At 45.1% G+C, this 12,638-nt stretch carries 14 protein-coding genes; 12 read left to right on the plus strand and 2 right to left on the minus strand.

The annotated features are described in order from the left end of the window. From WEIDD23_RS14525 to WEIDD23_RS04935, 5 genes are all read left to right on the plus strand, one after another. Positions 1-226: hypothetical protein (locus tag WEIDD23_RS14525; protein WP_347474445.1), on the plus strand; the 226-nt coding region annotated here is incomplete at its 5' end. A gap of 122 nt (positions 227-348) precedes the next feature. Next, complete coding sequence (locus WEIDD23_RS04920; RefSeq protein ID WP_010375146.1) at positions 349-1,179, plus strand: helix-turn-helix transcriptional regulator; 831 nt, start codon at positions 349-351, stop codon at positions 1,177-1,179. 243 nt (positions 1,180-1,422) lie between these two features. Beyond that, on the plus strand, positions 1,423-2,841 hold the full coding sequence (locus WEIDD23_RS04925) for a glycoside-pentoside-hexuronide (GPH):cation symporter (RefSeq protein WP_010375143.1): 1,419 nt from the start codon (positions 1,423-1,425) through the stop codon (positions 2,839-2,841). Between the two features lie 42 nt (positions 2,842-2,883). Further along, on the plus strand, positions 2,884-5,001 hold the full coding sequence (gene yicI, locus WEIDD23_RS04930; RefSeq protein ID WP_062358810.1) for an alpha-xylosidase: 2,118 nt from the start codon (positions 2,884-2,886) through the stop codon (positions 4,999-5,001). A 65-nt stretch (positions 5,002-5,066) separates the two neighbouring features. Further along, the gene (locus WEIDD23_RS04935; protein WP_010375139.1) at positions 5,067-5,918 is read left to right on the plus strand and encodes a helix-turn-helix transcriptional regulator; all 852 of its coding nucleotides are present in this window, start codon (positions 5,067-5,069) and stop codon (positions 5,916-5,918) included. 85 nt (positions 5,919-6,003) lie between these two features. Here the strand turns inward: WEIDD23_RS04935 and WEIDD23_RS04940 are convergent, their stop codons facing one another. After that, positions 6,004-6,318, minus strand: a complete 315-nt coding sequence (locus WEIDD23_RS04940) for a PTS sugar transporter subunit IIB (protein ID WP_010375138.1) — start codon at positions 6,316-6,318, stop codon at positions 6,004-6,006. Positions 6,319-6,513: 195 nt separating this feature from the next. On the opposite strand from WEIDD23_RS04940, the gene WEIDD23_RS04945 reads away from it, so the two are divergent. After that, positions 6,514-6,711 (plus strand): hypothetical protein, encoded by a 198-nt coding sequence (locus tag WEIDD23_RS04945; RefSeq protein ID WP_010375137.1) that lies wholly within the window; start codon positions 6,514-6,516, stop codon positions 6,709-6,711. Positions 6,712-6,750: 39 nt separating this feature from the next. Here the strand turns inward: WEIDD23_RS04945 and msrA are convergent, their stop codons facing one another. Next, positions 6,751-7,275, minus strand: coding sequence for a peptide-methionine (S)-S-oxide reductase MsrA (gene msrA, locus WEIDD23_RS04950; protein WP_029237523.1), 525 nt, complete (start codon positions 7,273-7,275; stop codon positions 6,751-6,753). A gap of 135 nt (positions 7,276-7,410) precedes the next feature. Between msrA and WEIDD23_RS04955 the strand changes: the two genes are divergently transcribed. The 6 genes from WEIDD23_RS04955 to map all read left to right on the plus strand — a co-directional run bounded on the left by WEIDD23_RS04955 (position 7,411) and on the right by map (position 12,548). After that, complete coding sequence (locus WEIDD23_RS04955; protein WP_010375134.1) at positions 7,411-8,073, plus strand: response regulator transcription factor; 663 nt, start codon at positions 7,411-7,413, stop codon at positions 8,071-8,073. Beyond that, a complete protein-coding gene (locus tag WEIDD23_RS04960) occupies positions 8,070-9,470 on the plus strand; it encodes a HAMP domain-containing sensor histidine kinase (protein WP_010375132.1) in 1,401 nt (466 codons plus the stop codon). Before WEIDD23_RS04955 ends, WEIDD23_RS04960 begins: the two co-directional genes overlap by 4 nt. After that, complete coding sequence (locus WEIDD23_RS04965; RefSeq protein ID WP_010375130.1) at positions 9,467-10,090, plus strand: hypothetical protein; 624 nt, start codon at positions 9,467-9,469, stop codon at positions 10,088-10,090. The genes WEIDD23_RS04960 and WEIDD23_RS04965 overlap by 4 nt, the downstream gene beginning before the upstream one ends. 70 nt (positions 10,091-10,160) lie before the next feature. Then, positions 10,161-11,285, plus strand: a complete 1,125-nt coding sequence (locus WEIDD23_RS04970; RefSeq protein ID WP_010375129.1) for an LCP family protein — start codon at positions 10,161-10,163, stop codon at positions 11,283-11,285. 72 nt (positions 11,286-11,357) lie between these two features. Further along, a complete protein-coding gene (locus tag WEIDD23_RS04975) occupies positions 11,358-11,636 on the plus strand; it encodes a hypothetical protein (protein WP_010375127.1) in 279 nt (92 codons plus the stop codon). A 129-nt stretch (positions 11,637-11,765) separates the two neighbouring features. Then, the gene (gene map, locus WEIDD23_RS04980; protein WP_010375125.1) at positions 11,766-12,548 is read left to right on the plus strand and encodes a type I methionyl aminopeptidase; all 783 of its coding nucleotides are present in this window, start codon (positions 11,766-11,768) and stop codon (positions 12,546-12,548) included. Positions 12,549-12,638: the final 90 nt, after the last annotated feature.

Here is a 12,638-nt window from a genome sequence, read left to right on the forward strand (position 1 = left end):
AGTCGGTGGCGACATGGAATTTACCACGTACATTACAGTGACGGCTGGTATCTTCCAAACGGCTGAACGTTTAGCTGAATTTAAAGCCTTCTTTGAGCCTAAGTTGCCAACGCCAGGTTTGACGCGTGAAATTACGATGGACATCAAGGTTATCGAGACGCGTGTTGCGTTGGTTGCAGCTGAAAAAGAAGCTGTTAACGCAGCCATTCAAGCAGCAAATCAGTAATAAATTTGATAGAGTATCCGGTTATGAAATCGGGTACTCTTTTTTACAGCTAATTTGTAAGCGCTTACTAAATCTGATATAGTCAACTTAGCAGAGGTTCGTGTGATTTTTGGGGGACGATTATGTACGAATATGAAAATGTCAGTGTTGAGTGGGCGGATAATACAGTTCGCTTCGATTATGTTGATCGGGCGGATGAACGGGTGCCATTAGATATTCCGGAACATTGGCACGAAGAATTAGAGATTAACTATACGATTACCGGGGGCAATCGTGAGTATGTTATTGACGGGGAAACTGAACAGATGGCAGCCGGTGATTTTGTGGTGGTTAATCCATTTGAGGTGCACGGCGTTCATCGGGCGAGTCGCGATACAAAAAGCTTATTATTACTGATATCCCGTCAGTTTATTGAGAAATTTGGGCCGCGGCTTGGTAATATCCGTTTCATCTTGAAACCATCAATTTTCATGTCAGCGGAGCAACAGCAGGCGAAAGCAAAATTAGCCGATTTGATGTTGTCGGTCTGGCAAATTACGAAAACAAATCATGAGTTTCGTGATGATGAATTAATAGGAGTCATCTTACAAATACTGTCGGTGATGGCCAGTCATTTCGGTATTGAAAACAAACATACGGTAACCGATAACGTGGCAGACACGATTGCGTATGTGCAACGGATGTACGCGTCAGAATTGAGTTTGGAATTGCTGGCTGATCGGGTACATCTGAGCACGGCGTATTTTGATCGGTGTTTTAAGAAGCAAACCGGTTATTCAGTGATGCAGTATGTGAATAAGGTGCGGTCGATGCATGCCTATCAATTATTGACGGTGCATCATAAAGGGGCAACGTTTACCGCGACGGCCGTTGGTTTTCCATCGACGCAGGCATTGAATCGAGGGCTGAAGAACAATTTCGGTCTAACCGCGACGGCGCTGAAAAATAGTTAAGTAGCAGGTGAAGTACGTCAGTGTACTTCACCTGCTTTTTGCTTTTAGCGAAGGTGTCAATATTCTGATCGGCGCCAAAATAGGGGGCGATTTTGACTTTTTAACTGGTTAAATACGACCTTGTCATGCAGGTGTCTTGTACGTTGCGTGTGATGTTGCCATAATCAAAAACGTAGTAATGTAAACGCTTGCATTGCGGAGAAAAAATTAGGTATTAACCATGCAAAATGGAGGGACATCGTCATGGACAACAAAATGCCGAATCAAGTGGGGTGGGGCGAACGAGTCGCCTACGCCATGTCGGACTTTGGGTGTAACACAATTTTTCAAATCGTTGGAACGTACTTCTTGGTTTTCTGTACGGATACTTTAGGGGTTGCTGCGGCAGCCGTTACAGGACTTTTCGCGATTACAGCAATTATTGATTCAATTGATGGGGTGATTTGGGGACAGTTCATCGATCGAACGCATACGAAGTGGGGAAAGTCACGACCATACTGGTTGTGGTTTGCCATTCCATTTGCCATCTTCTGTGTGATGGCCTTTACGGCGCCACCACTATCAGAAACGGGTAAGGTGGTATGGATTTATATCGCCTACATTGGCGCAAAGGTTTTGTACTCAGGTATCAACATCCCAGTGACGTCAATTTTGCCAGCACTGACGTCAAATCCACAAGAACGTGTGACGTTGTCAACGGTGTGTCAATTCTTTGGTAATATGGGCGCTGCCATTTTCTTGCCATTGACATTGCCGGCAGTTGGACTTATCGCAGGTATCTTTGATAAAGGTGCTAAGGATCCTTCAACGTCAGCAACCGGTTGGTTCATCTGGGCCGTTATCTTGGGTGTTATCACGGCTGCCTGCTTGTTGGTTGCCTTCGCCGGCACTCGTGAGCGTGTGGTCACGAAGGACTCTAACCGTGCTGTTCCAATGCGTGAATCAGTGAAGGCCTTGAAGGGGAACTACCCATGGGCCATTATCATTTTCATCAACTTTATCTATTGGGGTGGCTTTGCCGTTCGTTCAAGTTCATTGCCTTACTACTTCAAGTACGTTTTGCACAACGAAGCGTTAGGAAGTTTGGTCTTGGCTGGAACGGTTATCACGTTGGCTTCAACAGCAATGGTGCCATTCGTTGCCCGTCGTTTGGGTAAGCGAAACACAATGTTGCTTGGTATGGTCGGCACGGCTTTGTCACAATTGGTACTTTACCTTGCGGACATCATGAACGGAAATGTTGCCATTATCTTGACTGGTATTGTCTTGTACTTCATCAGCTACGGTTTGACGGGTGCCTTGATCGCCGTTATGTTGTCAGACGCTGTTGATTTCGGTGAGTGGAAGAACGGTGTGCGTGCCGAAGGGTTCGTCACATCATTTAGTTCATTCTCAGCTAAGTTGGGCATGGGAATCGGTGGTATGGTCTTAGCCGCCGTTCTGGCAGCCGGTGGTTACGCTGCCTCATCAGATGGGACGCAAACGGCATCAGCATTGAATGCAATTCGGATGGGATTCATCTGGATTCCATTTATCGGGTATGCTGCCTCAGCAATCGCGCTGTTGTTCAACAACATCGACAAGCTTGAGCCAAAAATGGTTGCTGATTTGACGGCTAAGCACGAGCGTGAAGCTGCAGAAGTTGCCGACGCAGAAGCCTAAATTGATAGGCATTTCAAACATAATTAAACGGGGAATAAAAACATGAAGTTTACGAATGGATACTGGCTAAACCGTGATGAGTACATTGTTAACTCACCATTGGAGGCTTTCGACGCAATGGTCGTGGAGAAGGATGAGGACAGTTACGCAAGTGATGCCTTGCGTGTTTACTCAGCTTACCACCGGATCAACTCTCGCAGTGACATGTTGGATGTCGGTGCAACGACGATGACGGTGTTCTCACCAGCTGAAGACGTTATCGGTGTTGAGTTGAAGCACTTCGATCGTGATGATAAGAATCCACTATACGAGTTGCAAAACAACAACGTGACGCCGGCAATCGAAATTGCAGAGTCTGTTGCAACATTGACGAGTGGTGATTTGCAATTGGCTGTCTCAATGCATGACAAGTTCAACATTGATTTCAACTACAAGGGTAAGCGCATTACGGGTTCTGAATACAAGGCGCAAGCGTCAATTGATGATTTGTCAGGTAAACAATTGGGTCAAGTGATGCACGCCAACACGGTTACGGGTGCGCAAAACTTGGGTCCACAAGGATCAGTTGCGGCAACCGACCACTTTATGTGTGAGCAATTGAGCCTATTGCCAGGGACGAATGTTTACGGCTTCGGTGAGCGTTTCGGGGCATTCGTCAAGAACGGTCAAAGCATCGATACGATCAACATGGACGGTGGTACTGGTTCAGAACAAAGCTACAAGTCAATTCCGTTCTATATGACGGGGAAGGCTGGCGTTTACTACGGCGTCTTCGTTAACGAAAGCCAACCAACGAGTTTTGAAGTGGGGAGCGAAGTGGTTGATCGGGTCAGCTTCTCAACGCGTGGCGAATCACTGGAATACTATGTGATTGCGGGTGATTCACCAAAGGCAGTGATTTCAAAGTACAACAAATTGACGGGTGGGTCTGTTTTGCCACCAGAATGGACATTCGGCTTGTGGCTATCGACGTCATTTACAACGGACTACTCTGAAGAAACGGTGATGAGTTTCATCGACGGTATGTTCGAGCGTGATATTCCGGTTTCAGTATTCCACTTCGATTGCTTCTGGATGAAGGGCTTCGAGTGGTCAAACATGGAATGGGATAAGGAACAATTCCCAGATCCAGTTGGTTTGTTGCAGCGTTTGCACGACAAGGGCTTGAAGGTCTGCGTTTGGATCAACCCATACATCTCACAAAAGTCACCACTCTTCAAGATTGGTAAGGAAAAGGGCTACTTCATCAAGCACACTGACGGCAGTGTTTGGCAATGGGATTTGTGGCAACCAGGTAATGCGGTGGTTGACTTCACAAACCCAGAAGCCCGCGCTTGGTACCAAGGTTTGTTGAAGAACTTGTTGGACATGGGTGTGGACTGCTTTAAGACGGATTTCGGTGAGCGAATTCCAATGCACGACGCCGTCTTCTTTAATGGCGGCAACCCTGAAGGTGAGCACAACTACTACACGCATCGTTACAACGAAGCGGTATTCGAATTGTTGCAACAAGAAAAGGGTGAAGAGGAAGCGGTTGTCTTTGCGCGCTCTGGTACGGTCGGCGGTCAACAATACCCAGTTCACTGGGGTGGTGACAACTTGAGCCAATTCCACTCAATGGCCGATAGTCTCCGTGGTGGGTTGAGCTTGATGTCATCAGGTTACACATTCTGGAGTCACGATATTGGTGGTTTCGAAGAGAATGCGAGCCCATCAATCTACAAGCGCTGGACACAATTTGGCTTGCTTTCAAGTCACTCACGTTACCACGGTAACATCGAGTACCGGGTGCCTTGGTTGTTTGACGAAGAAGCAGTTGATGTAACACGTAAGTTCACGCAATTGAAGTTGGATATGATGCCCTATATTTACGGTCAAGCTAAGGAATCAGTTGAAGCGGGGATTCCGTTGATGCGACCAATGTACTTGGAGTTCCCTGAAGATCAAAATACGGCAACGCTAGACCGGCAATATATGCTTGGTAGCGACGTTTTGGTGGCACCGGTCATGACGGAAGAAGGGGATGTTGATTATTACTTGCCAGCTGGTAAGTGGGAGCACATCTTGGATGGTCGCGTCGTTGAGGTAACTGAAAACGGTCGTTGGATGACAGAAAATTACGACTTTATGAGTTTGCCTTTGTGGCGGAAAATCGGCTAAACTAGACCTATACTTTTATTTCAACCAGTCGGGGGCGGTTGAGTAAGATTATGGGGAGAGAATGAATGAATCAGGAAGTCAAACAGCACGAAATATTTGCTGTTAACTCAGATGTCGGAGTCCGCGTTTTTTTATCCGAAGAACCGCTGGGCTTTAAGCCGCTGCATTGGCATACGCATATTGAAATTGTATTGGTTTTAACTGGTGAAGTGACGTTTCGATATGAACAGCATGATATTACGTTACATGAAAACGAATTTGTGGTAATTGGATCGGGAATTTTGCATGCCACGACTAATTTGGCGAATCAAGCACTTGTTCTGCAGGTGCCCATCTACTATCTCAATCAATATTGGGAAAATAGTGAGCTGTTGCGATTTGATTTGTGGCAACATCATAGTTTGCATGACGACACGTATAATAGAATTGTCGGCATGTTACAGCAGATGACCCAGATTTACATCCAAAAGCATGCTGGTTATCGCCTGCGCTTTGGTAGTGTGTTGATGCAATTGCTTTACGAATTAATCATGAATTATGCCGTTGAATTGACGCCAACGGATTTAACTGAAGATGACCGTTTGAAGGCAGTACTCATGTATATTCATAAACAATATCAAACAAAAATTTCGTTACGCGAAGTTGCTGAACGGTTTCACTACAATCCAGACTATCTCAGTCGCATTTTTAAGCGACGAGTAGGCGTTACGTTTGTTAGTTACATTTACCAGGTCCGTCTGGACGCGATTTACCAAGATGTTCTGGGGACCAATCAGCCGATTAAGACGATTTTTGCGCGACACGGTGCCAATAACGTTAAATTAGCAATGAAGTGTTTTAAAGAACTGTATGGGAAAACGCCTAATCAGCTGCGTCATCTGACTGCTGACGGTGGTGTTTCTGATAATCATCAATAAGTATTGAAAAGGGCGTAAGTGCTTCGGTTTTTAGTCGAAGCACTTACGCCCTTTTTCATGTGCTAAAAAATCATTGTGGTTCCGGTTAGACCCGTTCAGCGTCTAGTGCTGCGTGCAAAATATTTGCGCCACGCATCATGCCGTAATCCATCATGTTGATGTCGACAACAGGGTAATCCTTACCATAGTCATCTTCATAGCGTTGGTGCATGTACTTCACTTGTGGTGCAATCATAATTACAATTGGCTGATCAGTGGCGATTTGATCACGGGCGGCACTATCAGAAACGCCAATCGTGGTCACGTCTAGATTTTCTGCTTGAGCGGCTTCATTCATCTTGTTGGCTAGCATTGAAATTGACATGCCGGCTGCATCTACTAAAACAATTCGCTTTGTCATGTGTATTACCCCCAAAGTTGAAAGTGCCGATAGTTTAACTTATTTATAGTAAGCGCTTTCATTAATATCTATCATAACCCTATTTTTGGAATATGCAACGAAATAGGGTCATGTCTAAACGGTAATGAAAGCGCTTTTATGTTAAACTATCGGTAGGATAACTTGTTGTCATGACAACTTGAAGGGGGATTAATAATGAAAGATATTTTGCCAGGCATGACCGTGCATTTAACAGTTGGCAACTTCACTAAGGGAACAATTACGGTGAATGGTCACATTCTAAAGTATCAGAGTGTGTACGAATTAGCACTTGGCGATACGGTATGCATGTTTGATGCAGACACAGAAAATCAGACGGTACGCTTGCGTAAGATTCCAGTGCACACGTATTAATGTAAAAGAGCGACAAGGTTGCCTTGTCGCTCTTTTACATTATGTCCTATCTGACCAATATTTCTTCTGGTAGGCCTTACGAGGCATCATCATCATGTATTCGCGTAAGGGGTTCTTCTTATAGAACTGTTGGTGTTCTTCTTCGGCGTCGTAGAAAGGTTTTGCATCTTCAATGCTTGTCACAATTGGGTCAGTAAAACGGCCTGATGTGGCTAATGCCTGCTTGGAAGCTTCGGCCACTTGGCGTTGTTGCTCATCGGCAACAAAAATAACGGGCCGGTATGAGTCACCACGGTCGGCAAATTGGCCCATCGCATCAGTTGGGTCGGCTAGTTGCCAGTAGAGATCAACAAGGTCTTGGTACGACACTTGTTGATCATCAAACCAAACTTTGACGGCTTCGGTGTGGCCGGTTTGGTGAGAGGCAACTTGTTCATACGTAGGATTTGCCACGAAACCACCGGTATAGCCAGAACGCACCTTTTCAATACCGGCCATGGTTTCAAATGGTTCGACCATGCACCAGAAACATCCCCCAGCAAAGGTTGCAGTTTGTGTTGTCATCATTAATACCTCCCTTTTGTCCTTATTCTACCGCGCTAAAATTAAATGAAAAGCAAATCTTTTCGAAGATACAAGTCAGATACAAATTTTACTTATGATAGACTGGCGGTAAGTGATGAAAAGTAGGTGATGAATATGAAACGTACGTTGCTGATCGTGGATGATAGCGTCCGCATTAATCAATTGGTGAAAATGAGTCTGCAATCTTTGTATGATATTCGTCAGGCGTATACCGGTGAGGAAGCGGTCGCGATATTAGCTGCCGCCAAAATCGATTTAGTGTTACTAGATATTACCTTACCTGGAATGAGCGGTTATGATGTTTTGCCATATGTCATCGACGCGCAGGTGCCGGTCATTTTCTTGACGGCGAAGACCGAGGTCGATGATGTTGTGCAAGGCCTACAATTAGGCGCGGATGACTACATTACGAAACCGTTCCATTTGGAAGTGTTAAAGGCACGAGTTGAAACAGTATTACGACGAACAGATGGTCAAACCGATGAGATTTTGCATTATGGTGAGTTAACGGTCAACGTGCCCCAGCAAACCGTGCAACGTGATGGACAAACTATCGACTTGACCCATAAGGAATTCGAACTATTGGTTTACTTTATCCGTAACCAAGGGGTTAATTTGACCCGCGATGCGCTTTACCAAGCGTTGTGGGATTTCGCGGATGACGCGAATGACACACGTACGGTCGATTTGCATGTGCAACGACTTCGCAAAAAGTTACAGCTGGCCGATGATATTGTCACGGTATTTAAAGTTGGGTATCGGATGGTGGCCCGATGAAAATATCAGTTAAATTATTTTTATCATTTATTGTGATTATCGTTGCCTCATTAGCGATTAACAGTGTGTTAGTGTTGCACCGTAGCTTTCAAAGTGGCTTGCAGGAGAAAGAAACTAGTACGACCATGTTGAACAAATTAACGGCGCGCCAGGTTCAACAACTAGACTATCAGCAGGTTAAGGGAATCAAGCAGGATCAAGTGGTCAAGTTTGTCGGTGCTACACAAGATAATGTGTTGATTTGGAACCAGCACCGTGACCTAATTTATCATGAAGATGTTGCGACCAATACGGCCAAGCAGATCAAGGTCACAACGTCGAATAAACAGCAAGTACAGTACTTGTTACAAGGTAAAGAAAAAATCGTTGTGGCGACGATTAAGGTCCGCTTATTACGTAAGACCTATTACATTAGCTCGTTTACTAACTTGCATACGGTTTATGTGGCTCAGAAGCGTTTGCTACATGATGTTCAGGTTAATCTATTCGTGATTTTTATTATTGCAGCCGGTGTGGTTTATGTGTTGACGAAACAAATTCTGGTACCAGTGCATAAGTTACGTGGTGCAAGTCGGGCCTTTCAGGCAGAACCAATGACATACCAGCCACTACAGCCAGTGCGGCATGATGAGCTAACTGAGTTGATGATTGATTTCAATCAAATGGCCCACCAAATTCAGGCAATGGTGGCTACGGAACGGCATAATGCAGCCTTTCAAAAAGAATTTGCCAGCCATTTGACGCATGAAATTAATACACCGTTGACGATTATCTTAGGGTATGCCGAATTGATTGCGGCGCCAACGGTTGATGAAACAACCAAAGCTGAAGCAATACGCTATATCGTTGAGGAAAGCACCCGGTTAAAGGAGCTTGGTAGTCGAATTAGCCAGCTTATTCAATATGACCACGTGACGTTGGATACGGCTTGGGTGTCGAGCGATGAAGTGCACGCCAAGGTGACGGATATAGTTATCGGCATCCGGCAACAAGCCACACAACCGATGGATTTTCGCTATGAGACGCCGCAAACGTATCAACTGAACACCGATATGAGTTTATTTGCCGAACTGCTTGTGAACGTGCTAGATAATGCTATCAAGGCGTTACCGGATGCTGGTGGGCGCATTGTCGTCAGTGAGTCGCTGACTTTGGCAGGATTAGAGATACGAATTCAGGATAATGGGCATGGGATTGCAACCGAAAAATTGGGCGACGTGTTTGCCCCATTTGTCACGGGGAGTCAAACGGGAACTGATGATCATCTTGGGTTGGGATTATCCATTGTACAGCGCATAATTGAAGCCCTGAATTGGCAAATTACGTTACAAAATAACAGTGAAGGAGCAGGCGCAATGGTCATCATTCAGATACCGCAAGCGGCCATTAAATCATGAAGCAAAAGCAGAATTTATTAGTGATCATCCTGTCGATGTTGATATTTGCTGGTGTGGTTGGGGGACTGCAATGGTTTGTGGCCTGGCAGGACACCCACTATACGAAACGGTTATCACATGAAGTTGATTACACGTTGCCAAATGCAAAAAATAGTAAGCTGACCAATGCCCAAACATTAGCGGTTATTTTAGATTATCCGAGTGCCATCAAATTCAAAAGCGATGTGCTTGAAGCCGGTGGCCTTAATGTTGAGAGTATCGCACAGCAAGTGACGGGTGTGACACTACCGACGGTTAAAGTGAAATCCGTTGAGAAGCGGGTCTATCATTCTGAAAATGGTCAGGTGGTAACGGCCTTTGCCGTCACAGCAACCGATGAGGATAATGATATTGAGTTTGAATATGTACCAAATAATCAGTTGATTGTTAGTTTTCAATGGATTGGCCAGCACGTTGCAATTGATGAGCAACAGGTTTTACAAAATTGGCAACGAAATATTAAGCTCCCAGTTAAGCATACGGCTTACTTAGCAGATGGTGAAATTAGCCAGATGTATAATAAAACGATTGATTATCGTTTAACACATTCGCAATCAAACCTATTACTGATACCGGTTTAGTTAGGGGTGATACAAGTTAGATACAACTGTTCGTTATGCTAACTCCTGAAAAAGAATTAAGGAGCAAATCATGACAGAGCAGAAGCAAGAATCACGAACGACCCGCCAACGCAAACCACGCTGGGGTCGCATCATTGGGATTACCGCCTTGGTCGGCTTGGTGGTCGTTGGTGGTGGCGCGGCCGCGATGACATGGCGTGCCAAGACCGTGGTGGATCAGACATATGCAGGCACGCATATGAAAAAAGCCCGGGATGTATCGGAAACTGTCAAAGCCGGTAAACCAATTTCAATTTTGATGTTGGGGACAGATACAGGTGAACTTGGTCGTAATGATAAAGGCCGAACGGATTCGATGATGATTGTCACAGTTAATCCAGTTAAGTCTGAGACGACGATTATGTCGATTCCGCGTGATGCGTTGATGGCCATTCCAGGCTATGAATCAACGTTCCCCCAAAAGATTAATGCGGCGTATGAATTGGGGTCAGCCAAAACGGCGATTGAAACCGTGCAAAATTGGCTGAATGTGCCGATTGATTATTACGCTTTAGTCAATATGGGTGGCCTTGAAAAGGTGGTCGATGAAATTGGTGGGGTGAAAGTGAAATCACCACTGACCTTTGGTTATAATCCATACACGGCCCACGATACCCCAGGGTATACGTTCAACTTTACGGCGGGTACGACGAACTATTCCTTCAGCGGTCAAGATGGCGAAACTGTTAAGTACCACACGATGGACGGTAAGACGGCGTTGGCCTTTTCACGGATGCGTTATGACGATCCGCAGGGTGACTACGGACGCCAACAACGTCAACGCATGGTCTTAGAAGCGGTTGTGCAAAAGGCGAAAAAGAATCCAGCTCGCTTGCTAACGAATGGCTTTATGAATTCCTTGTCAAAATCGGTTAAAACTGATTTGACCTTTGGCGATATGACGACAATTGGGACACATTACCTTTCAGCGACGAAAACAATTAAGTCAGACTATATCCGAGGTACTGGGTATAACTTGACTTCTGGTTCAACAGAAGTTGTTTCACGTGCTGAAGAACAACGGGCAACAAATGTGCTGCGTCGTTCTTTAGGTTTGCAGCATAAAGAAACTGGTAACTTGTATGGGGGTGACATCTCAGATGCTGAGATTGCGGCCATTGGCGTGCCAACATTAGCGACACAGACGCAAAACTAGCCCTTTATTTCCCGCTTGCGAACTAACTTACCGTATAATGCGAATATAAGTTAGTGAAAAGAGGCTATAACCATGGGAATTACCATTCAAATTGACGATGCTGCAGTGACGAAGATTGCGGGCGCTATCCGGACGAACATTCCACGTGTTGCACGGACCAATGAAGCAATGATTTTGGCGAACCCTGAATTGTCAGAACGCTTGCCAAAGTTGGCAGCGTTGGCTGATGATGAATTGGTTCGTGGTTACTTGCAGGTCTTTCTGATGTCAGCTAATGACACAAATTTGTTGTTGGATAAGGCGTGGATTGACCAATTCTTGACGATGCAATTGGCAACGGTTGTTGGCTAAAAAATGATTAAAATAGCTCGCATTAATGTCAAAATTCATTGGCGTTAATGCGAGTTTTTTATATGATGCACATTTAGTACGGAAAAACAGTTACAATAAAATAACTATAGATTAGAAAAGAGATTAGGCATGATTACATTAAAATCACCTCGTGAAATCGAAGGCATGCGCCAGTCTGGTGCGATTATTGCTGGTATGCACCAAGGGCTACGCGATATTATTAAGCCTGGCATTTCAACTTGGGAAATTGAAACTTTCAGCCGTGATTATATTGAAAGTCACGGTGGCCGCGCGGCACAGATTGGCTTTGAAGGCTATGAATATGCCACGACTGTGTCGGTTAACAATGAAGTCGCTCACGCATTTCCCCGCAAGCAATTATTCTTAAAAGAAGGCGACATTGTCACAGTTGATACGGTCGTTGATTTGAACGGTTATTATTCAGATTCAGCTTGGACGTATGCAGTTGGCGAAGTGTTACCAGAAGTGCAACGACTGATGGACGTTGCCAAGCGTGCTATGTACATTGGTATTGAGCAAGCGCAAGTTGGTAACCGTTTGGGGGATGTTGGGGCTGCGATTAATGCGTATGTCGAAGATGAAAATGGTTTCGGGAATGTCCGTGACTATGTTGGCCATGGTATTCAACCGACGATGCACGAAGATCCAAGTGTGTTCCACTACGGTGAAGCTGGCCACGGTTTGCGCTTGAAGCCGGGCATGACCATCACCATTGAACCAATGGTTAACATGGGGACGTGGGAAGTTGAAACGTCTGAAGAAGACGGCTGGACAGTGACCACGTTGGACGGTTCATGGTCAGCTCAGTACGAACACGTGATTGCCATTACGGAAGACGGTCCTAAGATTTTGACCAGTCAAGATCCTGAATTTGATGCAAAATATCTTTAAAAAATTAACGGCATTTCCTAAGTGGAAATGCCGTTTTTCTTATGCCTAAAAATAGGTTGTGTTGGCGTTGAAAATCAGATAGAGTAGTTC

Source organism: Weissella sp. DD23 (assembly GCF_001579105.1).
Lineage (GTDB): Bacteria > Bacillota > Bacilli > Lactobacillales > Lactobacillaceae > Weissella > Weissella cibaria.